General features: G+C 37.1%; 27 protein-coding genes and 1 tRNA gene. 21 read left to right on the top strand and 7 right to left on the bottom strand.

Going from position 1 to position 24,909, the window contains the following annotated elements; genetic code table 11:
• Positions 1-190: 190 nt before the first annotated feature.
• Together QPK98_RS05500 and QPK98_RS05505 are read right to left on the bottom strand one after the other, a co-directional pair.
• On the bottom strand, positions 191-808 hold the full coding sequence (locus tag QPK98_RS05500) for a trimeric intracellular cation channel family protein (protein ID WP_310992056.1): 618 nt from the start codon (positions 806-808) through the stop codon (positions 191-193).
• A complete protein-coding gene (locus QPK98_RS05505; RefSeq protein WP_310992057.1) occupies positions 805-1,530 on the bottom strand; it encodes an RDD family protein in 726 nt (241 codons plus the stop codon). Before QPK98_RS05505 ends, QPK98_RS05500 begins: the two co-directional genes overlap by 4 nt.
• Positions 1,531-1,568: 38 nt before the next feature.
• Here QPK98_RS05505 and QPK98_RS05510 point away from each other — a divergent pair, with 38 nt between their 5' ends.
• The 9 genes from QPK98_RS05510 (at position 1,569) to QPK98_RS05550 (ending at position 10,586) form a co-directional block, all read left to right on the top strand.
• Positions 1,569-2,543: a stage II sporulation protein M gene (locus QPK98_RS05510; protein WP_310992058.1), complete on the top strand. Its 975-nt coding sequence runs from the start codon at positions 1,569-1,571 to the stop codon at positions 2,541-2,543.
• On the top strand, positions 2,518-3,444 hold the full coding sequence (locus QPK98_RS05515; RefSeq protein WP_310992059.1) for a hypothetical protein: 927 nt from the start codon (positions 2,518-2,520) through the stop codon (positions 3,442-3,444). Before QPK98_RS05510 ends, QPK98_RS05515 begins: the two co-directional genes overlap by 26 nt.
• A gap of 25 nt (positions 3,445-3,469) precedes the next feature.
• On the top strand, positions 3,470-4,162 hold the full coding sequence (locus tag QPK98_RS05520) for a hypothetical protein (protein WP_310992060.1): 693 nt from the start codon (positions 3,470-3,472) through the stop codon (positions 4,160-4,162).
• On the top strand, positions 4,152-5,339 hold the full coding sequence (locus QPK98_RS05525) for a DUF4350 domain-containing protein (protein ID WP_310992061.1): 1,188 nt from the start codon (positions 4,152-4,154) through the stop codon (positions 5,337-5,339). The genes QPK98_RS05520 and QPK98_RS05525 overlap by 11 nt, the downstream gene beginning before the upstream one ends.
• A gap of 3 nt (positions 5,340-5,342) precedes the next feature.
• A complete protein-coding gene (locus QPK98_RS05530; RefSeq protein WP_310992062.1) occupies positions 5,343-6,335 on the top strand; it encodes an AAA family ATPase in 993 nt (330 codons plus the stop codon).
• 77 nt (positions 6,336-6,412) lie between these two features.
• On the top strand, positions 6,413-7,747 hold the full coding sequence (locus QPK98_RS05535) for a DUF58 domain-containing protein (RefSeq protein WP_310992063.1): 1,335 nt from the start codon (positions 6,413-6,415) through the stop codon (positions 7,745-7,747).
• A gap of 146 nt (positions 7,748-7,893) precedes the next feature.
• Positions 7,894-8,832 carry a LysR substrate-binding domain-containing protein gene (locus QPK98_RS05540; RefSeq protein WP_310992064.1) on the top strand — a complete coding sequence of 313 codons (939 nt, stop codon included), beginning with the start codon at positions 7,894-7,896 and terminating at the stop codon, positions 8,830-8,832.
• A gap of 358 nt (positions 8,833-9,190) precedes the next feature.
• Positions 9,191-10,063 carry a T9SS type A sorting domain-containing protein gene (locus QPK98_RS05545; RefSeq protein WP_310992065.1) on the top strand — a complete coding sequence of 291 codons (873 nt, stop codon included), beginning with the start codon at positions 9,191-9,193 and terminating at the stop codon, positions 10,061-10,063.
• A gap of 4 nt (positions 10,064-10,067) precedes the next feature.
• Positions 10,068-10,586, top strand: a complete 519-nt coding sequence (locus QPK98_RS05550) for a hypothetical protein (protein ID WP_310992066.1) — start codon at positions 10,068-10,070, stop codon at positions 10,584-10,586.
• A 50-nt stretch (positions 10,587-10,636) separates the two neighbouring features.
• Here QPK98_RS05550 and QPK98_RS05555 read toward each other — a convergent pair whose 3' ends face one another.
• Both QPK98_RS05555 and QPK98_RS05560 read right to left on the bottom strand, forming a co-directional pair.
• Positions 10,637-10,834, bottom strand: coding sequence for a hypothetical protein (locus tag QPK98_RS05555; protein WP_310992067.1), 198 nt, complete (start codon positions 10,832-10,834; stop codon positions 10,637-10,639).
• A gap of 183 nt (positions 10,835-11,017) precedes the next feature.
• On the bottom strand, positions 11,018-11,473 hold the full coding sequence (locus QPK98_RS05560; RefSeq protein WP_310992068.1) for a DUF4442 domain-containing protein: 456 nt from the start codon (positions 11,471-11,473) through the stop codon (positions 11,018-11,020).
• Between the two features lie 135 nt (positions 11,474-11,608).
• Between QPK98_RS05560 and QPK98_RS05565 the strand changes: the two genes are divergently transcribed.
• The 5 genes from QPK98_RS05565 to QPK98_RS05585 all read left to right on the top strand — a co-directional run bounded on the left by QPK98_RS05565 (position 11,609) and on the right by QPK98_RS05585 (position 15,694).
• Entirely contained in the window at positions 11,609-12,109 is a 501-nt protein-coding gene (locus QPK98_RS05565; RefSeq protein WP_310992069.1) for a DUF4870 domain-containing protein, read from the top strand.
• Positions 12,110-12,270: 161 nt separating this feature from the next.
• A complete protein-coding gene (locus tag QPK98_RS05570) occupies positions 12,271-12,609 on the top strand; it encodes a PadR family transcriptional regulator (protein ID WP_310992070.1) in 339 nt (112 codons plus the stop codon).
• Positions 12,606-14,318 carry a PspC domain-containing protein gene (locus QPK98_RS05575; RefSeq protein ID WP_310992071.1) on the top strand — a complete coding sequence of 571 codons (1,713 nt, stop codon included), beginning with the start codon at positions 12,606-12,608 and terminating at the stop codon, positions 14,316-14,318. The genes QPK98_RS05570 and QPK98_RS05575 overlap by 4 nt, the downstream gene beginning before the upstream one ends.
• Before the next feature lie 49 nt (positions 14,319-14,367).
• On the top strand, positions 14,368-15,087 hold the full coding sequence (locus QPK98_RS05580; protein WP_310992072.1) for a head GIN domain-containing protein: 720 nt from the start codon (positions 14,368-14,370) through the stop codon (positions 15,085-15,087).
• A 166-nt stretch (positions 15,088-15,253) separates the two neighbouring features.
• Entirely contained in the window at positions 15,254-15,694 is a 441-nt protein-coding gene (locus QPK98_RS05585; protein WP_310992073.1) for a glycoside hydrolase family 43 C-terminal domain-containing protein, read from the top strand.
• Positions 15,695-15,771: 77 nt separating this feature from the next.
• Here QPK98_RS05585 and trxB read toward each other — a convergent pair whose 3' ends face one another.
• Positions 15,772-16,734 (bottom strand): thioredoxin-disulfide reductase, encoded by a 963-nt coding sequence (gene trxB, locus QPK98_RS05590; protein ID WP_310992074.1) that lies wholly within the window; start codon positions 16,732-16,734, stop codon positions 15,772-15,774.
• A gap of 102 nt (positions 16,735-16,836) precedes the next feature.
• Complete coding sequence (mqo, locus tag QPK98_RS05595; RefSeq protein ID WP_310992075.1) at positions 16,837-18,348, bottom strand: malate dehydrogenase (quinone); 1,512 nt, start codon at positions 18,346-18,348, stop codon at positions 16,837-16,839.
• A 203-nt stretch (positions 18,349-18,551) separates the two neighbouring features.
• Between mqo and QPK98_RS05600 the strand changes: the two genes are divergently transcribed.
• Both QPK98_RS05600 and QPK98_RS05605 read left to right on the top strand, forming a co-directional pair.
• A tRNA-Pro gene (locus QPK98_RS05600) sits at positions 18,552-18,625 on the top strand.
• 246 nt (positions 18,626-18,871) lie between these two features.
• Positions 18,872-20,119 (top strand): site-specific integrase, encoded by a 1,248-nt coding sequence (locus QPK98_RS05605; RefSeq protein ID WP_310992076.1) that lies wholly within the window; start codon positions 18,872-18,874, stop codon positions 20,117-20,119.
• On the opposite strand, the gene QPK98_RS05610 is transcribed toward QPK98_RS05605, so the two are convergent.
• Positions 20,112-20,795: a DNA-binding response regulator gene (locus QPK98_RS05610; protein ID WP_310992077.1), complete on the bottom strand. Its 684-nt coding sequence runs from the start codon at positions 20,793-20,795 to the stop codon at positions 20,112-20,114. The two genes, QPK98_RS05605 and QPK98_RS05610, sit on opposite strands and share 8 nt — an antisense overlap.
• A gap of 266 nt (positions 20,796-21,061) precedes the next feature.
• Between QPK98_RS05610 and QPK98_RS05615 the strand changes: the two genes are divergently transcribed.
• The 5 genes from QPK98_RS05615 (at position 21,062) to QPK98_RS05635 (ending at position 24,708) form a co-directional block, all read left to right on the top strand.
• Positions 21,062-21,895 carry an RteC domain-containing protein gene (locus QPK98_RS05615; RefSeq protein WP_310992078.1) on the top strand — a complete coding sequence of 278 codons (834 nt, stop codon included), beginning with the start codon at positions 21,062-21,064 and terminating at the stop codon, positions 21,893-21,895.
• 584 nt (positions 21,896-22,479) lie between these two features.
• Positions 22,480-22,755 (top strand): helix-turn-helix domain-containing protein, encoded by a 276-nt coding sequence (locus QPK98_RS05620; protein WP_310992079.1) that lies wholly within the window; start codon positions 22,480-22,482, stop codon positions 22,753-22,755.
• An 83-nt stretch (positions 22,756-22,838) separates the two neighbouring features.
• Entirely contained in the window at positions 22,839-23,483 is a 645-nt protein-coding gene (locus QPK98_RS05625; protein ID WP_310992080.1) for a hypothetical protein, read from the top strand.
• 131 nt (positions 23,484-23,614) lie between these two features.
• Positions 23,615-24,334, top strand: coding sequence for a P-loop NTPase family protein (locus tag QPK98_RS05630; RefSeq protein ID WP_310992081.1), 720 nt, complete (start codon positions 23,615-23,617; stop codon positions 24,332-24,334).
• Complete coding sequence (locus QPK98_RS05635) at positions 24,331-24,708, top strand: hypothetical protein (protein ID WP_310992082.1); 378 nt, start codon at positions 24,331-24,333, stop codon at positions 24,706-24,708. Before QPK98_RS05630 ends, QPK98_RS05635 begins: the two co-directional genes overlap by 4 nt.
• The last annotated feature ends 201 nt before the right edge of the window (positions 24,709-24,909 follow it).

Raw genomic sequence — 24,909 nt, forward strand, 5'->3', positions numbered from 1 at the left:
TACGCAAATGTATCCGAACACCCAAATATACCCCAAAATATCACACTTTACACCCAGTTAATCAGCTAGTTTCACTAAAAACAACACACAGCCTTTTAATCTAACTACAATACTATCCAGCGTAAGAAACCACTTAAGAGAAAGAGTTTTTCCTAACGTGTAAGAATCTAAGCCATTGCCTCAAAAAAGCTCACTTCAGTTCTTCTTTCCTATAAATATTGGGGAGCGATAATTTAAAGTAAACTGCCAAAAGCCGAGCAGTCATTACGGTAGCACCAGAAATTATAACAATAAGGTCTGTAGCTAATGTAGTTCGTAATAGTATAAAGTAAACCGAAGCCCCTAAAATACAGGCGGTAGCATAGATTTCTTTTCTAAAAATAATTGGGATATCGTTACACAGAATATCGCGAAGAACTCCTCCAAAACACGCTGTCATGGTGCCCAAGGCAATACAGATAATGGGTTCAAAGCCTGCGGCAATTCCTTTTTCAACACCAACTATGGTGTAAAGAGCAATCCCAATGGTATCAAACAAAAATAGGGATCTCCTAAAATAGCTGAGTCGTTTTCTAAAAATTACCGCAAATACTACGGAGCCAAAAATCACGTACACATAGGTAAGGTTTCGCATCCAAGCTATATTGGCGTCAATAAGTATATCGCGCAGCGTACCCCCACCAACGGCAGTAACAAAGGCAATTATCAATATTCCAAACGGATCTAATCGTTTACTGAGCGCAGTAAGTACGCCAGAAATGGCAAATGCCAGGGTTCCTATAATATCTAAAACTAAAAGTAAACTCACATGTTTTGTGTAAAATGGTTATAATCCCGCATCACGGTGTCTAAATATTGCTTGTCATACAAATCTGATGATGTTCCCAGGACCGACTCTACTTTTTTACGGAGTAGGTTCAAGGTTTTAAAATCATTCGATTTCATAGCAATTCGATATGTTTCTTTAATAAGTCTCGCATCTTTATCGGTAAGGATAGTCACATTCATAAATTTAGGCTGATAATCTTCAGCGATTTCCTCTAAAATAGTGTGGCTTATCTTTACTTTGTTTTTGGTACTGATTACAACCGTTCCGGCAGCATGATCGCCTACGCGCTGCCTTCTTTCAGAAAAAATGATGGATAACAGGCCTATAGAACCTAAAAATATCCAAATATCTACCAGTCTTAGCATCCATAACACCATATAATCACTCCATCTGGCTGGAGTACCGTCTACCTTAACCACTCGGGTTTTCATCGCCATCTTGCCCACGGTCCTTCCGTTAAAAAGTATGTGCATATAAAGAGAATAAAACATAACCGGCAAAAGCAACAATTGTTGTAGTCCAAAAACGGTCCAATGATCGCTAAAGGCCATGCCCATTCCTTTTGTAGCCAAATCTACTAGGTAAAAATAGATAGAAAACAGGAATACATCAATTAAAAAAGCAAGAATGCGTTCGCCAACACTAACTATTTTATAGTCTAGGTTTACGTTTTGTGTGGTATTAATTTCTAAGTTTGCCATGTTAAAGCAAGTGATTATATTTATCGAAATTTTAAAACATGCGCGAAGCAGCATTCGTCAAGCAAAATAAGGCAAAATGGATTGCATTTGAAAAAGCAATTACATTAAATTCAAAAATAAGTCCAGATCAACTTGCTGACCACTACATTCAGCTTACCAATGACCTTGCTTATGCGCAAACCTATTACCCTGGAAGCAAAGCACTTCAGTATCTAAATTCATTGGCCTCACAAGCCCATCAAAAAATTTATAAAAACAAAAAAGAAACGAAAAATCGTGTAGTGAGCTTTTGGAAATATGAGTTTCCATTGTTTTTTAGACAATACCACCGTACTTTATTTTTTGCGTTTTTAATATTTGCAACCGCAACGGCAATTGGAGTGGTCTCAGCCTTAAATGACGATTCGTTTGTACGCTTAATCCTTGGGGATAGCTACGTAAACGAAACTTTAAACAATATTGAAGAAGGCGACCCTACCGCTATTTACAAAAGTGGCAGCGAAATAGGCACGTTTTTAGGCATTACCATCAACAACATTCGGGTGGCATTTTTGGCCTATGCTTTTGGCGTAATTACTTCCTTAGGAACGGCATACATACTTTTTAGTAACGGCGTTATGCTGGGCGCATTTTTTACGTTTTTTTATAATCGAGATCTGCTTTTTGAAGCTTCAAAAAATATCTGGTTACACGGTACCATTGAAATTTCGGTGATTGTAATTGCCGGTTGCGCTGGTCTGGTAATGGGAAACAGTATTTTATTCCCAAAAACTTATTCGCGGAAGGTTTCATTCCTAAAAGGAGCAAAAGACGGTTTAAAAATTGTTGTCAGCACCATCCCATTTTTTATAATTGCCGGGTTTATCGAAGGCTTTATAACGCGTTATAGCAATATGCCCGTTTGGTTGGCTATGAGCATTATTTTTAGCTCCTTGGCCCTCATTATTTATTATTACATTATTTATCCAATTATCCTTAATAAAATAGATGCAAAAAGAATATATACCGCTTAAAAGGCAGCGAGACGTAGGCGAAATGATTACAACCTATTTCGATTTTCTAAAAAAGAACTTTAAAACTTTTTTAAACATCTTTATTAGCTATAACGGCCTTTTTATACTCGCCTTTCTAGGCGTGAGCTATCTGCTTGTAACTGGATTTGTAGGCGCGTTTGTAGCAACGCCTTCCTTAGGAATGACCAATGACACCACTACATATCAAATATATTTTGGTGCGGGAATCCTTGGCTTTTTTATTCTTTTTATCATTACCGCTGTACTAAATTATAGCCTTGCAGCCGTGTATGTGATTAAATATGAAAAAAACAAAGGTGCCATTGTTGAAAAACGTGAAGTCTGGGAAGTGGTAAAACAAAACCTCGGGAAGATCGTTCTTTTTATCATCTTAATGATGTTAATGTATTTGGGGGTCATGATCGTTGGAGCCATCATCTCTTTTATTCCAATCCTGGGAAGCATTGCCTATTACATCCTCATCTTGGCATATACCAGCTGGATGGGGCTTTCATTTATGGCAATGATAAACGATAATAAGGAAGTAACAGAAGCGTATAGCGAAGGTTGGAACCTATTAAAAAAATATTTTTGGAAAAGCGTCCTTTCAAACCTTGTCATTGGTATGCTGCTAGGTATTTTAATGATGGTGGTACTAATGATTCCGGGAATTCTAATTGGCGTGTACGCCTTTCATTCCTTAGACACTGGTGTTGATTTGGCAAACTCGCCATTGGCAAATGTAATATGGACGCTCGCCCTTTCCTTGGTTTTGGTGCTTTATACCCTCAACCAGTCCATGGCGCAATTTGTAAACGGCATTCTATACTTTTCGCTACATGAGGAAACCTATAACGAAGCCACTCGAGAACGAATAGATAATATTGGAGCTAGTGAATAGATTGATTGTAATATTACTATTTCTTTTGAATACCCTCGCTGCCACTGCATTACCAACAGACAGCCTGAGCGTTGCCGTGGACAGCAGTAAGATTGTGCAAAAACAGTTTAATGAAGATTTTGCCCAACAATATTCGGGTAGGGATTTTGATTATGACGATATAGAGGGCGAAGCTGAAAACTTCATAGGGCGTGCCATTAGCTGGTTTTTTAATAAAATTGAGGAAATGTTCGGTTTCCAACTCTCGCCCGAGATTTACCAAATGGTAAAATTCTTAATATATGGGCTGCTTATTATTTTCGCGATTTACATTTTGGTAAAACTACTCGTTGGCAACAATGCCTCCTCCTTTTTTGGCAGACAAGGTAAAGTAGTGGCGCCATTAAATATTAAAGAGGAACACATTGAAAACGTAGATTTAGACAGCTATATACGCAATGCACTTAAAGCGGAAGACTACAGATTGGCCATTCGGTATATGTACTTAAAATCCTTAAAACTACTCTCCCAAAACAATATTATTGACTGGCATTTTGAAAAAACAAATACCGACTATCACGCCGAAATTAAAAACCCAGATTTAAAGGAACATTTTAAAAAAACCTCGTATTTGTATGATAATATCTGGTACGGAGAGTTTGCCTTAGACAAGGCAGGTTTTAAGAATGCCGAAAAAGATTTTGAACGCCTAAACCAAGATGTAACCAATGCTCGATAAACGTTCAAAAAAAGTATTGTGGATTTTCGGAATTGCTTTATTGGCAATTGTGATTACTGAATTGGTACGCCCAAAACCTATAGATTGGCGCGCCAGTTATACTTCCCTTGATAAAATACCCTTCGGCAGCTTTATTCTTTTTGAAGAAGCAGCTTCCTTATTTAAAAACTCGGAAATACGAAAGGTTAAAAAAGATCCGTATGAGTTTTTAAGCGACAGCAGCTATGTGGCTAATTCGGCATACCTTTTTATAAATGACGAAGTTTTTCTAGATAAAAGACAGGTGGACGAAGTGCTAAAATACGCAGAAAGCGGCAACACTGTTTTTATCGCTTCCCGCAGTGTGAGCTATGTTTTACGAGACACATTAAACCTTTTCACTTCAACCGATTACAATATTTTAGAAGAAGAAATACAACCGAAGTTTTTCAATAAAAATCTAATCCAAACAGCAGATCCCACCTTTAAAAAAGGAGTTTACAAATCGGTTTACACTAAAATTGATACTTTACAAACTACTGCTCTTGGCTATTTTGAAACCCAAAAACCTCAGTTAGATCAGCTCAATTTTATAAAAGTGAAGTTTGGAGAAGGCCAGTTTTTACTCCACACCATGCCCGAGGCATTTTCAAATTATTACTTGCTTAAAAACAATGAACAATACGCAGCCAACGCACTTTCATATATTGATGCAGAAACAATTTATTGGGACGATTATATAAAATCGGGCAGAAAAGTGATAACCTCGCCTATGCGGTTTGTTTTAAATCAAGCCCCATTAACCTGGGCATATTATGTTTTAATAGGCGGGTTGTTAATTTTTGTTCTTTTTAAAGGAAAACGCGAGCAACGCATTGTAACCGTTATAGAGCCACTTAAAAACACCTCGGTAGAATTCACCCAAACTATTGGCGATTTATATTTTCAGCATAAGGATTACAGCAATATTATTGCAAAAAAGATTACGTATTTCTTAGAAACCCTTCGTTCTAAATATTACTTAAACACGAATGAAATTACTGAAGATTTCATAAAGAAACTGGCTTTAAAAAGTGGTAATTCTGTAGAAGAAACACAGGAATTGATGCTTTTTATTAGAAACTTAAAAGAAAAATCCGTTCACAGTGAAGCCGATTTACTGGAGCTAAATAAAAATATAGAAGCATTTAGATTATAGATTATGGAAGAAACACATGAAAACCCGTTAGAGTTTAACGCCCGAATTGACTTAAAAAACCTACAGGAAGCAGTTGAACAAATAAAATTAGAGCTTGGTAAAGTAATTGTTGGGCAACACGACATGCTGGAAATGTTGATCATTTCAATTTTAACCGATGGACATTCGCTTATTGAAGGCGTACCGGGCGTAGCAAAAACATTAACGGCAAAGTTATTGGCAAAAACGCTAGACGTTGATTTCAGCAGAATCCAGTTTACGCCAGATTTAATGCCAAGTGATATTCTGGGGACTTCTATTTTTAATGTAAAAAGCAACGAATTTGAGTTTAAGCAAGGGCCAGTGTTTTCAAATATTATCCTTATTGATGAAATAAACCGCGCTCCCGCAAAAACCCAAGCGGCACTTTTTGAAGTTATGGAAGAGCGCCAGGTAACCATGGACGGCACCGAGTATAAAATGCCACCACCGTTTTTGGTCTTTGCCACACAAAACCCAGTAGAGCAAGAAGGCACCTATGCCCTACCCGAGGCCCAGCTAGACCGTTTTCTCTTTAAAATAAATGTGCCCTACCCTTCTTTGGAAGAGGAGATCCAAATCTTGGAAAACGAGCACAATAGAGAAGATAAGCCCGTACTAAAAGATATTAAGCCTGTTTTAAATGCAAAGGAAATCGCGGAATACCAGCACACCATCAAACAAATAATTATCGAAAATAATCTGTTAAAGTACATCGCAGCAATTATTGATAATACCAGAACCAATGCAAATCTATATCTGGGAGCGTCGCCACGAGCATCCTTGGCTATTATGAACGCTTCAAAAGCTTTAGCGGCAATGAGCGGCCGTGATTTTGTAACCCCAGACGACATTAAAAAAATAGCACCTTCGGTTTTAAGACATAGAATAATGTTGACTCCGGAACGTGAAATGGAAGGAATCACCCCCGATAAAGTGGTACAGCAAATTATTGAAACCATTGAAATTCCGCGCTAGCTTGGGTACAATCTCGAATAAAAACCGGGACCACTCAGCTACCTTAATTTTGATCGTAAATCTTTGAATAAATCATAGTGAAAAAGTTTCTAAAAAGTTTATATCTAACAAAACGATTTTTTATCGTGCTGTTTTCCCTTGCCACCCTGTTTGTGGTTTCCTACTTTTTTCAGGAGCTTTTCGGGGTGATAAAACTTGGCTTTTATGTACTTATAGTTGGGTTCATTTTTGATGTTTTCATACTTTACCGCAATAGAACGGGCATTCAGGCCAAGCGTATTTTGCCAGACAAACTTTCAAACGGCGACGAGAATACCGTTGAAATAAAAGTAATAAACAGATTTCAATTTAAAGTTGCTGTAAAAATAATTGATGAATTACCGGTTCAATGGCAAATTCGCGATTTTAAGATTAATTCTGTTTTAAGTCCTTCCGAAGAGAAAAAATTCACCTATCAAGTTCGTCCTACTGAGCGGGGCGAATATCATTTCGGGAAGTTAAACATATTTTCCGCTTCGGTCTTGGGCCTCGTTTCTCGGAAGCAGCAATTTTCGGCAGAACAAATGGTGCCGAACTACCCTTCTTTTCTTCAGCTAAAAAAATACGATTTTATTGCTTTTTCAAATAAACTTAAGCTGTTCGGTCTTAAAAAAATTAGAAGGATTGGCCATACCATGGAGTTTGAGCAGATTAAGGATTATACCCCGGGTGATGACATCAGGAATATAAACTGGAAAGCGACCGCCAAACGAAATAGTTTGATGGTAAATCAATTTCAAGATGAGAAATCGCAGCCCGTTTATTCTGTGATTGACAAGGGAAGGGTTATGAAAATGCCCTTTAACAGTTTGAGTCTGCTGGATTATGCCATTAACTCCACTTTAGTAATATCAAATATTGTATTAAAAAAACACGATAAGGCAGGGATGTTTACTTTTTCCAGAAAAGTAGCAGATCGTGTAATTGCCAAAAGAAGAAGCGCCCAAATGCATCTAATTTTAGAAACCCTCTACAATGTTGAAACCGATTTTTCTGAAAGTGATTTCTCCCGACTCTACGTTGATGTAAAACGAAATATCAAACAAAGAAGTTTGCTGTTGTTATACACCAATTTTGAAACTATGGATGCGCTGCATCGTCAATTGCCTTATCTACAAGCTATCAATAAAACACATCTCTTGGTGGTTATATTTTTTGAAAACACTGAGCTAAAATCTTTTATTGACAAAAAAGCGAACACTACCCATCAAGTTTTTGAAAAAACCATTGCCGAAAAATTCATTTATGAGAAGAAATTGATTGTTAATGAACTCCATAAGTACGGTATTCAATCCATTCTAACCGCCCCTGAAAACCTTACCGTGAACACCATCAACAAATATTTGGAAATTAAAGCACGCGGCCTGCTGTAACCCCTTTCCTCTTTTAAATCATAATTTACATTAAGTCTGGTTGTTTGCTCCCATTGATCCAAATTCAGGATCCCCTTCAGTCTTGGTTCAAATATGCTATCAAATATATTGATAGAAACACTATATTTGTATAAACAATATTTACTATGACAATCACGCAACTTAAATACGTTTTGGCAGTTGCCGAGCACCAGAATTTTACAAAAGCTGCTGAAAAATCTTTTGTAACCCAGCCTACGCTCAGTATGCAAATTCAAAAGCTGGAAGACGAACTTGAAATTCTAATTTTTGATCGAAGTAAAAAACCTATTGAACTCACAGGGGTTGGTGAAAAGATTGTAGAACAGGCCCGCAACATTGTCAACGAATCTGAACGCATGCAGGATGTTGTAGATCAAGAAAAAGGTTTTATAGGCGGCACGTTTAAACTGGGAATCATCCCAACCATAATGCCTACTTTGCTTCCTATGTTCTTAAAGAATTTTTCAAATAAATACGCAAAGGTCCAGTTAAAGATAGAAGAGTTAAACACCGATGAAATCATCACCAAAATTAACGATGGTTATCTTGATGCTGCAATTGCCGCTACTCCGTTAGAACAAGAAAAAATCATAGAAAGACCGCTGTATTTTGAACCTTTTGTAGGCTATATTCCAACGAGCCACCGCCTTGTTTCAAAAGAAAAGTTGGAGGTATCCGATTTAGATATTGACGATATATTACTGCTGGAAGACGGCCATTGTTTCCGCGATGGCATCATAAACCTTTGCAAAAGCTCTAAAAATCCTGAGCATGAAAAATTTCAATTGGAAAGTGGCAGTTTTGAAACTTTGGTAAAGCTCTCTAATGAAGGCTTGGGAATGACCCTACTCCCCTATTTACACACCTTAGATGTTGGAACAAGCCTTAAAAAGAACCTAAAGTATTTTAAAGACCCTTCCCCCGCCCGTGAGGTAAGCCTGATTTACAGTAAAAGCGAATTAAAAATGCAGATTATTGAAGCTCTTTATGACAGTATTGCGGGCGTAGTACGCGGTGCGATTGCCTTTCAGGATGTAAAGATTATCAGCCCAACAAAAAAGTAGCCTGTATTTAATTTTAACACTTCGTAAGGATAAAGTTCACAATTTATTAAGAACACATTGCACTATGAATTAATCTAGGTTTATAGGGATAAAGTGCAACGATTTTACATAAAAAATGAAATTTTAACAAAATATTTTGGGTTTTTAAAAAAATATTTTATATTTGAGTTGATGGTTTTTGCAAAAAATACAATTGAATATATTTTATACATGTTTAATTGCTTTCTTTAGCCAGTAAAGTATAATCATTTAATTTTTGATATTATGAATTTACCCCCCCCCTCGATCTTTCAGAAAAGGACTAATATCTTCTTCAAATACCTGTAGAACAGACTTTACACCTTTACAAGTTGGTAAGATGTATGGTTATATTGGCGGAATTGGAATTAATCATCCTTCATTTAATATTATTTCTGGCCCGAATGCCCTCTGTCAGAATCAAACTGCTACCTATTCCGTAAATACTTTGCCAGATGTAACTAGTTACATTTGGGAAGTTCCCAACAACATGACTATAGTTCCTAGCGGTATTTCTACAACTAATGGACAAGGAACTCCTAGTATAACCGTAAAAGCCAATAATGGATGGGGAGGACAGATTAAAGTTACCCCAAACTGTAGGAGCAAGAAAGCCACGACAAATATATTAGATCTTAATGCTATAGAGATTGATGGTTATGACCAAGCTTGCCCTAATTATACTTATACCTATTCAGCTCCAGTTATTACCGGAGCCAATTATTTTTGGAGCGCTACCAACGGGAATATTGTAGGTAGTCCAAACAACAGGCAAGTTCAATTAAAAATGACTCAAAATCCTTCAAATCAATCTATTTTGCATTTGCAAGTTACAGGTGTTTGCAGTAATCCTATATATGCAAACAAAACAATTATTCATGGAGATCCGCCACCACCTGCACAACAATGTATTACTATAGGAGACAAAGGAACACCAATTGCACAACCGATACAAAAAATGGCCATCACTGAATTCGGAGATATGCTGCTATACCCAAATCCCGCCACAAACGAGGTGACAATTGTAGCACCAAACAAAGGTCATTTTATCTTGAGTATTTTTAATACTATGGGGCAATCAATATATGTACAATCTATTGAAATCGAAGGTAAGCTAACAATAGATGTGAATACCTTTCCTAAAGGTGTGTACTATGTAAAACTTGAAGGAGAAACAGGAAACTTTACTAAAAAATTAATTTTAAACAAATAAAACTATGAAAGAAACATTTTTAATGACAGCATTATGTATGTTCCTGTTTTTGGGGTGTACTAAAGAAAATGATACTGGAATAACTGAACAACCCAAAGAATATAATCTCTACTTAGACATTTCAAAACCTGATGGAAGTTCGTATTCAGAAGGAGAAGTAGAAGCACGCTCTGGGTATATCAACGTAGACGGAGAGATTGAATATTATGGAGAATGGAATATCTTTAAAGTTGATCGATTAATATCTGATCAAATGGGTAAAAACTATTTCGGACCATACTATATTGGAGGGAGTATTATAGAAGGTAATAATCCCGAGCCAGGAACTGAAAGTGTATATAATCAAATTTTATTACTGCGCTATAATGGAACTCAAGAGACTGACACTTTAAGAACAAGGGATAGTATTTTATATCCTGAATATCGTTATTTTGATATTTTTAAGAATGATAATTTCATTCAGAGATTTGAAATTACCGAGAGTTCTGATAATGATCCTTGGCTCATTTCATTAATAAAATAGGCTATCTAAAAAACAAAAAAATCCCTCTAATTTCTCAGAGGGATTTTTATTTATGTTTTTAAATAGATTAGACACTGATTTAATTGTGGGTTCTGTTTGAGAAGCGAATCAATCCAGACTTTGAGTTCCTCAACTTCATAAGGAAGCAATCTGGTCAACGCTTTTTGCAATTCTTTACAGAACAAATTTACATCAAAGCTTACTTTTGCAAGTACCGCCTTTGTGTAATCAAACATTGCTCTTGCCATAGCTAATTAAGATTTTAAGAAATTAGATTAGGTAGATGTTCTATCAATAGGCACAAGTGTTTTGATTAATTTGAAATAAATATAGCCAATATATTTCACCTTTACCACTTTTGCTATCACTTTAACCCTGTTAAAGATATGTTAATCGGATAAATATGAATCTAACACCCTATGTACATGGAGTTATGACTTTACTTTAATAGTCCATTGAAATTCAAAAACCGAAACTACATTTCCATCGGCATCCTTTCCTTCAGATTTCATCCAAACCGTTTCTCCTTCGCCAGTAGCTAAAGTTTGCTGTATTGCCGCATCTATTAATTCGCCATCGGAACATGAAAAGTAAATCCTGCCTCGGGCTTTTTTAGAGAATGTAGCCTTATTGCTGGCAACAAGCATCGAAATTTTTTCACCGCTTTCCTTAATCTTTCCCATTACCATTGCCCCAGTGCTCAATTCGGCTGCCATCCCTTGAACAGCCCAAAACATAGATTTAAAAGGGTTTTGATTTATCCAACGATGTTTAACTGTGGTAACACACGCATTTTCTGAGATAGATTTAACCCTTACGCCAGTGAGATATGCCGCGGGCAATTTAAACAACATAAAGGTATTGATTTTACTTGGACTGAGCTTCATTTAAAATTGATTTATACCACGAAGATATTGAATAAATTCCACACCCACTACTTGTTAAAAAAATGTTAATTATAGTACTATGCGTAACATACTACTATCTTTTAGACATATATTTGTATAAGAAAATATTGGACTATGACAACTACAACATCAGAAAATGAAAAAAACACAAGTGCTTTTATCCATTTGTCAACATTCTTAAAGTACATTTTTCCGTTTGCAAATTATATTGCGCCCTTATTAATCTGGACATTTAACAAGGAAAAACCCTTTGTTGACGAGCACGGAAAGCAAGCTGTTAATTTCCAGCTGAGTATTTTGATTTACAATATATTAATAGGCTTAAGTTGCCTTCCGTTCCTCCTTATTTTTGCAACCGATTTTATTTCACTTATAGAGGCAATAGATCAAAATGCAGGGAATTTCTCAATGAGCAACATGCAGCATCTTTCTGGTTACATGCTCCTATTCGGTCTGTTACTGGTCATTATGTTAGCGCTATTTGTTTTTGAGCTGTACGCGGTAATAAATGCATCAATCCATGCTTCCCGCGGTCAATTGTATCAATATCCGTTTACTATACCATTTATAAAAACCAACACTAAAAACCCAATTCAAGATGAGCACATTAGTTAGTTATCTGTTAGCTGCCATTTTACAGTTTATGGGTGCAAGCACGCCAAAGACACAGGAACCTGTTAGCGTATTGAAGCATCAGCAATGTGAAGAAATCAAAAGTCAGCAGCCTTATATACTATTCACCAACAAACGAGAATCAAAACAAACAATTAGATAAAATGAAAATCGAAAACACAAAGGCGCAGATGCGAAAAGGGGTTTTGGAGTTCTGTATCCTCTCAATCCTTAAGGACGGAGAGGCTTATACCTCAGACATTCTAGAAACCCTAAAAAATGCAAAGATGCTCGTGGTTGAAGGTACAATCTATCCCTTGCTCACAAGGCTTAAAAATGCGGGACTACTTTCATACCGTTGGGAAGAATCTACCAGCGGACCGCCACGTAAGTATTATAGCCTAACCGAAAAAGGCAAGTTATTTTTAACCGAATTGAACAGCACCTGGAACGAATTGCAACAGGCTGTAAACATAGTAACCAGCGAAAAAAACACAAAATGAATAAGACAGTAAATATAAATTTGGCAGGCATTTCTTTTCATATAGATGAAGACGCCTATGTAAAACTTTCGCGCTATCTGGACGCTATTCGGAAGTCATTAAAAAACGATGATGGAAGCGAAGAAATAATGCAGGACATTGAAGCCCGAATTGCAGAACTTTTTTCTGAAAAGAGAGGCGAACCAAATCAAGTTATTACCTTACAAATCTTAGACCAAGTAATTGAAGTTATGGGGCAACCCGAAGATTATGAGGTTGATGACGAGATTTTTGAAGACGTCCCTCCTACCTCAGGAGCTAACCATAAAGCTAGCGGTACTACTAGACGCAAGCAGCTGTTTCGGGATATTGACAATAAGTATATTTCTGGAGTTTCTTCAGGTATCGGGCATTTTTTAGGAATAGACGCTATCTGGATTCGCCTTTTATGGGTGTTATTGGTAGTGGCAGGTTTCGGATCGCCTATTCTGGTATATATTTTATTTTGGATTTTGGTTCCACCAGCCATAACTACTTCAGAAAAACTAAAAATGACAGGGGAACCCGTCAATATTTCAAACATTGAAAAAAAGTTTAAAGAGGGTTTTGATAATGTTGCCGACCGCGTGAAAAATGTAGATTATGATAAATACGGCAATAAAGTGAAAACTGGAGCTTCAAGTTTTTTTGATTCCCTAGGAGAATTAATTGTTAGCCTGTTTAAAATTTTCGCCAAATTAATTGGGGTGTTAATTATTATTATTTCCCTAACCACACTTATTGGGTTAGTAATTGGATTTTTTACCGTAGGCACAGTAGATTTCTGGGGAAATACAGAAATAGCCGAAAAAATTGCGATGATTGATACAACCAATGCCCCAATTTGGCTATTGGCACTACTTACCTTTTTTGTAGTCGGAATTCCGTTTTTCGCTTTGTTTATTCTAGGCTTAAAACTATTAATCAGCAATCTGAAGCCAATGAGCGCTACCTTAAAAATATTCCTGATTGTTGTTTGGGCGCTTTCTCTTATCGGCTTAGCAGTTTTTGGCATTAAACAAGCTACCGAGCAAGCTTACGATGGCAATTTTATAGAAGAACAAACGCTTGCAATAAACCCTGGCGATACGTTACGCCTTTCTATGCGTGCCGATAAACAATACAGCTATACCGTGGGCCGAAACAGCGGGCTTGAATTAAAGTATAACGACATGGACAAACGTGTTATTTATTCCAATGACATTTCGTTAAACATTAAATCTACAAAAGATTCCATCGGGAAAATTTTGATTGATAAGGAAGCTCAGGGCAACAATCATCTAGACGCGAAAAAACGGGCTAAAGCTATAGACTATAGTTTTATGCTAACCGATGGCAGTCTGGTTTTAGATGGATATTTCACCACCAATACAGCCAATAAGTTTCGTGATCAAGAAATAGAACTCACCATCTACTTGCCAGAAGGTACGGTTCTTTATTCTGAAGAAAATACAGCTTCCTATTACGGATTTAATTCAGATTTCAACGAAATGAGCAATTGGGACAACGACGCACATTATTTTAAAGTTTTAAAAGATAAGTTTGAATGTCTTGACTGTTTCGAAATACAAAAAACAACCAAAGCTACCGATTCTTCAGCGCTATTAATTTCTGAAGAAGTGATAGACTCAACAAAAACCCTTCCGAATAAAACCTGGGAACAGGAGGTTCAGGAAGATTTTGAAAACTAAATCACGTCCTTAACACAAACTAAAGCTATAACCTAAACACCAAAAAATCATGAAGTCAATAAACATTACCCTCATTATATTAGCCACGCTGGTTTTAAGTTCTTGTAATATAAACCTTAATAATGGCGAAAAAGGAAATGGGAACGTCATAACACAAGAACGAAATCTCACCGATAATTTTACCGCGATAAAAGGTAGTGCTGGTTTAGATGTGTATTTGGTTCAAGGTGATAAAAACAAGCTTGTTGTAGAGGCCGATGAAAACATTCAGCAGTACATTTCAACCGAAATAAAAAATAATAAGCTTCATATAACCACCTCCAGCAACATTGGCTGGGCAAAAGCGAAAAAAGTATATGTAACTTTTAAGGAGTTAAATACCATTGAAGCCAGTAGCGGAGCAGACGTTATCGGTAATTCGGTTATTAAGAGCCAAAACCTATCGCTGCGAAGCAGTAGCGGCGCCGATCTAGAAGTTGAAGTGTTTTCACAAGACTTAATTGTAAAATCTAGTAGTGGATCGGAGGTAAAAGTATCGGGAAAATCATCTTCTTTAAAGGCAGATGCTTCAAGTGGAAGCGAAATTGATGCCGAAGAGCTTCTAGTTGTAAATTGTTATGCGGAGGCCTCAAGCGGAGCTGAAGTAAACGTAAATGTAAAAAACAAACTGGACACGCATGTAAGTAGCGGCGGACATATAAAATACTATGGAAATCCGGTTTCTGTCAATTCAAATAAAAGTTATTCCGGAAGTGTAGAGAAAATGTAAACCACCGTTATTCACCTTATTTAGCAGGTTGTACTATCTAAAAAAGCAGAAACTTATAAAAAAGACCTAACAGGTTCATAAAACACTGTTAGGTTTTTGTGCATTTATAATAATTTTAAGAGGATTTCCTTCTCAAACCAGCACCTTTGAATAAAAACGGAATATTATGAAAAAGTTAATTTTATTAATCGCAATAGTTGTTTTCGCATCCTGCAGTTCAGATGATGACTCAGGAACCGTTAACACCAATGAATTTGAAAACATTAAAACAACCCTGCCCCAAGGTACATGGGAAATAACCACATTTATTGACGGGCAGGAAGACAAGACCCTTGTTTTTGAAAGTTTTGTATTTACCTTTAAAGAAGATGGAACCGTAGAAGGCGAAACCGATTTATTTACAGAGACTGGAACTTGGGCTTATGATAATACTTCGAGCACATCAGAAGAAGAATTAGTATTGCAATTTTCCGGAACCGAACCATTTTCAGAAATCAGTGATGATTGGGATATCGTTTCGGTTAGCAACTCCAAGGTTGAGCTTTCTGATGACACCGATGATGACCCCAATGGTGACACCGAACTCCTTACTTTTACCAAAATATAAGGATTAAGCTTACCGTTATAAACAAAAATGCCGCTATAAATAGCGGCATTTTTGTTTAAATAAATATGTTGTTGTTCTTAAGCTGTAACCTCAGTCTCAATAGTGGCAAGATAGCGTTCTGCATCTAAGGCTGCCATACAACCTGTTCCTGCAGCCGTTACCGCTTGGCGGTAATCTTTATCCTGCACATCACCACTTGCAAAAACACCAGGCATATTGGTACCAGTAGTTTTACCCTTGGTCAAAATGTAACCGGTATCGTCCATATCTAACTGACCTTTAAATATCTCGGTATTTGGTTTATGGCCAATCGCGATAAATAAACCTGTAATTTCTATATCTTTTTTATCTCCAGTTTGATTGTTTACCATTCTTAAACCTTCAACAACGGTATCGCCTAGTACTTCATCAACCTCAGTATTAAAAAGCACTTCTAAATTCTTGGTATTGTTTACGCGGTGCTGCATAGCTTTTGACGCACGCATATAATCCTTACGGACTAACATGGTTACTTTGTTACAAATATTAGACAAATAGGTAGCTTCTTCAGCAGCGGTATCTCCTGCCCCTACTATGGCTACGTCTTGACCTTTATAGAAAAAACCATCGCAAACCGCACAGGCTGATACGCCACCGCCACGCAGCTTCTGCTCACTTGGAAGTCCTAAATACTTTGCCGTGGCTCCTGTTGAAATAATAACTGTTTCCGCCTCTAATTGAGTGGTATTATCAACGGTTACTTTATGAATTCCGCCAACTTTATCGCTAAACTCAACATTTGTAACCATCCCGATTCGTACCTGTGTACCAAAACGTTCGGCCTGTTGTTGTAGTTGCACCATCATGGTAGGCCCATCTATGCCTTCTGGATAGCCAGGGAAGTTATCAACATCGGTTGTAGTTGTTAGCTGTCCTCCAGGCTCCATTCCTGTATAAAGAACAGGTTTAAGATCTGCACGTGCAGCGTAAATAGCAGCGGTGTATCCCGCAGGTCCCGACCCAATAATAAGGCATTTTATTCTTTCAATAGTTTCGCTCATGATATTCTATTCAATAATTTTCCAATGTGCAAAAATAACAACTTTAATGCGAATGTAACCTTAAAAGCTGGGAAGAATTTACTCAATATAGATGCTATTTACTTAATTAGTGTGCTTTGGTAGATTTATTTGAAGGGTTTCGGAACAATCCTCCCTAGTATTTTTAAAAGCTTCAAGATTTTGGGAAATTTCGGTGTTCCAAAAAGGTATCATTTCAGTAAGCTTCTCTTGCCATTCATCAGATTTTGCCTTCTTGGGAAATGCAAAATGCAAAAGCTCAACCATAATATCTACCGCCACCGAAGCGCCGGGCGATGCTCCCAAAAGTGCCGTAATTCTGCCGTCTTTACTGTTCACAACTTCGGTTCCAAATTCTAAGCTGCCTCCCTCTTCTTCATCTTTTTTAATAATTTGAACCCGTTGCCCAGCTACTTTTAGTTCCCAGTCTTCACTTTTAGCATTTTTTACAAACTTCCGCAAGGCCTTCATTCTATCTTCATGCCCCATACTTACCTCTTCTATTAAATACTTTGTAAGCGGAATATTATGCCAGAACACGCCCCACATTGAAGGAATGTTATCCAGTTTAATACTTTTAAAAAGATCTAGATACGAGCCTTCTTTTAGAAACTTAGTGCTAAAGCCAGCAAAAGGACCAAACAAGAGCTCTTGTTTTCCATCAATATAACGGGTATCTAAATGCGGCATAGACATTGGCGGAGCACCAACCTCAGCTTTACCATAAACCTTGGCATGATGCTTATCAATGATATCTCTGTTTTTACAAATGAGCCACTCTCCGCTTACCGGAAATCCGCCGTAGCCTTCTTTTTCCTCGATTTCCACTTTTTGAAGCAATGGCAAGGCACCGCCACCAGCTCCAATAAAAACATGCTCCGCATCAACATAGAACTTATCATCGGTTTCTAGGTTTTTAATTTCTACCAGCCAATCTTCATCTTCCGTAGGATCTACATCTTTAACCTCGTGCATGGCATGCACGGGCGTATCAAAGTTTTTTTCTAATATTTCAAAGTAGGTTCGGGTAAGCACACCGTAGTTTACCTCGGTTCCCAGTTCCATCCTTGTGGCAGCTAAACTCTCAGTGTCTTTTCTATCTGTCATCAATAAAGGAAACCATTTTTCCATTTCTTTGAAGTCTTCAGAAAACTGCATCCCTTCAAACATGGGGTGCTTGGTCAATTCAGCAACCCGTTTTTTCAGAAAGTTTACATTGTCTTTACCTTCAACCCAACTGTGGTGCGGCACAGGATGAATAAAATCTTTTGGGGTTTCGATATAACCGTGTTTGACCAAGAAAGACCAAAACTGCTTCGATTTTTCAAATTGTGTACATACCTTAATCGCCTTGGAAATATCTATGGAGCCATCAGCCATTTTGGGAGTATAATTCATTTCACAAAAAGCGGAATGCCCCGTGCCGGCATTGTTCCATGCTGCCGAACTTTCTAAGGCCACTTTATCCAGGCGTTCTAAAATAAGTATTTTCTGATTTTTATCTATCAGTTTTAGCATTAGGGCCAAGGTGGCGCTCATAATACCCCCACCTACACAGATAAGGTCGTATTGATCCTCGAAGTTCGTTTTGCTCATATTGTTGGTTTTATCCAAAATTAAACATTGGCAGGTCGCTTTTTGCTTAAAGAAATATTAATACTTACAATTAATTGCTGCTTCCCAACTTGGTTTTTATTTAATTATTTAGGAAGCTACTTGCTATACTTTAATATTTGACTATTTTTGCCCTTCAAAATTTTGGGCTTTTTTTGGATCATCAAGTTTTGAGGAATAAAAATCGGGATGTAGCGCAGTCTGGTAGCGTACACGCCTGGGGGGCGTGGGGTCGCAGGTTCAAATCCTGTCATCCCGACTAAGTCAAATACCATTTGACAACAAAACCTTGTAAACCGTATTGTTTACAGGGTTTTTCGTTTTTATGCCCATAGCAAAAAAACATTATATTTGGTTCCATTATGGTTCCAAACCATATAAAATGAACCTGTTTTGGTTCCATTTTGGTTCCATTTTGGTTCCATTTTTAAAAAAAACAGCTCCTTGAACAACCACTGATTTGACACTCGTTTTCAACATTTTTTAACCCGAAAGCGTAAATATCATGAGAAATTCAGGCACATTTTCCGTCCTTTTTCAACCACGATTCGAAAAAGAATCCAAAGGCAAAACACTTTTGTACATTAGAATTAATGCCAACGACAAACGAACAAGGTTTAGCCTAAAACGAAACTTTACTACTGCACTATGGGATCCCACCAAGACCAGACTCAAAGGATCCAGCATTGAAGCACAGCAAATCAACGCTTTCCTTGATCAGGTCTTTCTGGGGGTTCACGAAGCTTATGGCCAGCTTCTAAAAGAAAAAAAACTCATCACCCCGCATACGGTAATGGCTAGATTCCGAGGTGAAGATCAAATCCACAAAACCCTGCTCCAGCTCAGTGCATACCACAACCTCAACATGAAATCCGTACTCAAACCAGGAACCCTAAAGAACTATTATACCACAGAAAAATACCTGAAAAAATTCCTCCAAATAGAAAGAAAAATCGACGATATATATCTAGAAAACCTAAACTATGCCTTCATAATCGACTTCGAAAACTTCCTACGGAACAATGTAGCGCAGCTACAATCAAGACCCCTTACCAATAACGGCTTGATGAAACACCTAGAGCGGTTAAAAAAACTGCTCAATCTGGCCCAAAAGCTCGAATGGATCACCCGCGACCCATTTGTAAAATTCTCCCTTAAGTTTATAAAAATTGAACGCGAATACTTAAGCCAGAGTGAAGTCGATAAAGTCTATCAGGCAAACTTTAAAAATAACAGCCTGAACAAAACAAAAGATATTTTCATATTTGCCTGCTACACCGGCCTCTCATATATAGACGTAAAAAAATTAGTCAAAAACCATATTGTAATAGGTATAGACGGAAACAAATGGATATACACCCGTAGGCAAAAAACCGATCAGGTAGTAAAAATCCCCCTATTAGATCCCGCAGCATATATTGTCGATAAATATAAAGATGAAATGACAACGGATAACCGCCTGCTACCAGTCTATTCAAACCAAAAAATCAATGAATATTTAAAGAAAATCGCAAGTAAATTGAAAATCCACAAGAATGTAACCTTCCACTGTGCACGTCATACGTTTGCAACAACTATTACACTCAGCAACGGCGTGCCAATCGAAACCGTTTCAAAATTATTAGGACACACCAAACTATCGACAACACAAATCTATGCACGTGTTCTGGAAAGTAGAATTAGCGACGACATCGGAAATTTAAAAAACATTCTATACCAACAGGAGAAAATGAAAAATAAGAAAATCAAATAACACCAAAACTCCGGGCTTTATCAAGAAGCTTTCTATCATCGACGCCCTCTATCCCGAAAAGCAATTTAATGTTTCGTTTTCGCTTTTCAATGGCACCAAGAGAAAGCGGAAGAACAACTGGAAGGTCTTTCATTTTAGTGCCCAACGAAAGCTCATAAAGTATCTTTCGGTCCCATATATCCAAAGAAATACTGTAATCTTTAGACTTATTAAGAAATCGTAAAACTTGTCCACTATAATACGGATTGTCGATCAACACCTGCTTTATCGCGAATAAAAGAACCTCAAAATTAACATCCGATCGAATTATTAAACCCTCCGGATTAATATTATCAAATATGGTGTTTATTCGGTAACTGTTATCGAGTACTGTGTTTATTAGTATCCTTACGCCCTGAAAACGTTCTCTTATTTCAGTCCCGATATCCTCACCAGACAAATAAGACTTCCGCTTTGAGGGCGGAATTTTAATCTCTAAAAACACCAAATTAATAGTCCCACGTGTAGCTTCTATCCTATCCAATAAATCTATAGCAGAATCGCAACTATTAGCTTCCGATACCCTAAAAGACCACCCCTCATTAGTCAGCTCTATCTCCTTCAAAAGCTTGCGATAAACCTGGACATGTAATGGGTAATTGTCAATAATTAAAACATCGACTTTTTTAGAGTCCATAATTTATTTCTTTAGAGGATTTTGGGGTATAACAAACATAATAAAGTCAATATTTAAGGCAAAAAATAATTTTCATATTTCACATTAACCCCTGAAAATCAATACTATAAAAATTGTTTTTTAGTTAAAATGAAATATAAAGTAAGGTTTTACCTTACTTTTTTTAAGGAATTCCATTACCAGTAATTTCAAAACTTTCTTAATTTATAAGTAGTTACAATCCCCCTATTTAAGCCCCCTCTAGAATCATTTAAATTTTCATAATCATGGAATACTGTACTAAAGTTATAGCCCGCTTAGAAAGGAATATTCACAAAATAAATTCCGAGTCCAATACTATTTTTGAAGAGATCGAAATAGGGGTCATTAAGAGCCAGTTAGTTCTGCAAAAACTACGGAAGAAAATCCTCTCAGATGGTTTTCTATCAACTGCAGATGAATGCCTATTTTTTAAATCAATAAAACCAAAGCCCTTGGGGTATTTAATATATTACCTCAACCTAGCAGAATATGAAACCAATAGACCCAAAAACACTTTAAAAAAGGTTAGAAAGTATATTCAAGATCATATAGCTAATTATCAAAACTATTGCCGCGAACATAAATTTTTCTATCAGTATTTAGAAAGAAAAAGAACCGATAAAGATAAACAGTACTTTTTACGAACTAATCGTCCTGTTAAGTTTCACCCCGATAGCTTATCATATTGCATAGACAAGGACTTTTCAACTTCACACGATTTCATTGCTGCAAAGATTTTCGCACACAAATTACTTATCAATCGCTTAAAAAATGATTTGAAAGTATTAGAAAATCCTCCACCAGATCCAGAGCCAAAATCACTACCCCACCTACAATGGACTAGCAATAAAGTAGATCTTATAGAATTAATTTATGCGCTATATGAATCTGGAGCTATCAATAACGGAAACTCAGATATCAAAGAAATAGCTACAATATTCCAACACTTCCTAAACATCAACCTCGGAGATTATTACCGTACCTATATCGAAATCCGGTCCCGAAAAACAAACCAAACAAATTTCTTAGACCGAATAAAAAATAGCCTTGTAAAAAGAATAAACCAAGCTTACAAATAACCTACATACGCCAAACCTCCAGCTTTATCTAAACTCCTATAACAAAGACTCCTGAGTGTCTCAAATTTACTTCCGGAAAAGTTGAAGAGTAGCCATTAAATATCACCCACATATAACCCCTTCTAACAAAATAAAACACCCACCTTGGGTACAACTTGTGAGTTTACTCAATTCTTCTTTTTACAAACCTTATAATCCGCTCAACATCCCTGACAAAAACCTTAACCCAATCTCTCCAAATGCCTACCATTAATGGCACTCACATATAAACACAATTCAAATCAACATCAAAGAAAATTAAATTCCTCTACATTCTATTGAATCACTTTTCTCCCTATAAATAGCAATTGACTATAGCTTCAGAAGCAAGAATGCGGTAAACCCGCATGGCCATAGAGACTGAAAAAAAATCTCACCCATCTTGGGTACAGCTTGTGAATTTTATTCCTGCAATCTTCAGACCTTTATCACACGAAGGTCAAATCGTACAAAAAGTTGTCAATCTAAAAACCATAACCTTTGGCAACTTTTAAATCCCCGTCTCCCCGCGGGGATTATTTTTCTAACTCTTAAATAAAAGTATTATGCCAGTAACTATTCTTACCACCGATGATCTATACGATTTCAAACTAGAGCTACTCGACGAAATCAAAAAACTTCTATCACAACCCAAACCCAAAGAGTCCAAAGCATACCTTAAATCTTCCGAGGTCATGGAACTGCTCTCCATTAGTCCAGGAACATTACAAAACCTACGAATCAATGGCACCCTCCCCTATTCAAAAATCGGCGGAATTATCCTCTATGAAGAAGAAGAAATAGAACGCGTTTTGGAAGAAAACAAAGTCTCAAATCGCTAGAAATCAAATTATTTGTTTTAAAGCACCTTATTAAAAACCCCATGGCCAATGTCAATTACATCACGCATTTAAATGCATTTTTTATGATTATTGCAAAAGACTCCAGACTTAACCCAACCCACATTAGCCTGTATATGGCCTTGTTTAATCAATGGAACATCAACCGATTCCCAGATGACTTTATCATAATCCGTGACGAGGTGATGAAAAGCTCTAAAATCGGCTCCAAATCAACCTATCATCGTTGCCTTAAACAACTCGATACTTGGAATTATATCCGGTATAAACCCTCGCATAATATCTTTAAAGGAAGTCGCATTAGCTTGTCCATTTTTGGGACAACCTCTAAACCACCTTTAGACTCTGCTGTCCCAAATCAAGGACAAGCCTTGGTATCATATATAAACAATAATAAACTAAATAAAAACCTATTTAAACGAGATCTCCCGCAAAATGAAAAAGAAGTTATTTCATTTTTTATTAAAAATAATTGGCCAAAAATTGAAGCGCAAAAGTTTTTCGCACATTACAAATCAATAGGCTGGCGAATAGGCGGTAAAATAAAAATGAACGATTGGCACGCCTCAGCAAAAAGCTGGATGTTAAAAGCCGAAGAGCTCAATTTAAAACGTCCGCCCCTAGTGTCCCAAAATCAAGACAACCGTTCAACCCACGGAAGTAATAACCTAAAAACAACCAAATCCAAAAACTATAAAGAACCCTTATAAATATAATTAAAAGCAAAATCTAAGATCCCCGAGCGTCGGTCCCTGAAGGACGATCCCTGAGCGACGGCGAAGGGAGCCGAAGGGAACCGACAACTGATAACCGATAACCGTTAACCCACAACCTAAAAAATATGACCACCCTTCCAAAATACAACCCAGAAACCCCTCACATTCTTCAAGAAGGAGGTGTAGCGTTTACCTTAGGAAAAATGAAAGGAGACACCATACAATATGAATTTCCTAAAATGCTACACTATCTATCGGCTAAAGGCAAAATGCTCTTCGGCAAAAAGTTTAAAATCTATAAAGAAGATTATTCCATGATATATCAGCTCTGCCTTTATTTTATCAAAGACAAAGACAATTGTGCAAAATTCAACATCGACATCAACAAAGGCCTCCTACTCAGCGGCCCGGTAGGCTGTGGCAAAACCACCTTAATGAAATTATTACGATACCTAGTACCACATCAGCGACCTTATGATATTATCCCAACAAGAAACATCGTATTTGCCTTTAACAACATTGGATATTCCATCATCGAACAATACGGCAACAATCATTTTTTTTGTTTCGACGACCTCGGCGTAGAACCCGAAGGCAAACACTACGGCAAAGACTGCAACGTAATAGGTGAAATTCTTCTTTCACGATACGAACGCTTTATAAACTACACCTCCAACGTCCAACACCACGCAAAACGTCCCACAAACAACAACCTTACCCACATCACCACCAACCTCAACGCCGAAGAAATAGAAGACCGTTACGGCAACCGAGTCCGCAGTCGCCTTCGCGAAATGGTAAACGTAATAGGTTTTGACAAAAACACTAAAGATAAAAGACAATGAAAACCCCAGCCTTCTGGCGGTGGTTCACCGCCAACAAAAATAAGCTCAAGCAAATACACACACTCCCCAAGCGTGAACAAGAAGAACTATTGTACTGGCTCAACAAACATTTGGATTACCACAATCCAAGAATCAAACCTCAGCTACATATATCAGCCGACAATGATGGGCCACCTTCACTTACTTTTGCAGTCTATAGCGATCACGAAATTCGCGCTGCCATGCTCCAACTATTAGAAACAGCCCCACCCTATAAAGATTGGATCATTTCAGCCTCCCAAGACCAAACCGATGCCGAATATACCCAACGTAAAAAATCTCAAGAAGAGCAGGATATTCAGGATTTAATAAAATATCTTGATAGTTATTCGTAGATAGAAGAACTTCATCGACAAAAACAATAATTGCTAAATCCTCGAAAAAGAAGAAAAAGAACTCTTTTGAACTATCGTAATTCAATCTTTATTTGGATGGCCTATTTTAAATACTGCAAACCGAACATTGTAAAGCAAACTCCAATCTCTTTACATATAAAACCTATCTATTCACAAAATCAAAAAAACCTAACACAATTC

The organism is Aequorivita marina (assembly GCF_031631895.2).
GTDB classification, from domain to species: Bacteria; Bacteroidota; Bacteroidia; order Flavobacteriales; family Flavobacteriaceae; genus Aequorivita; species Aequorivita marina.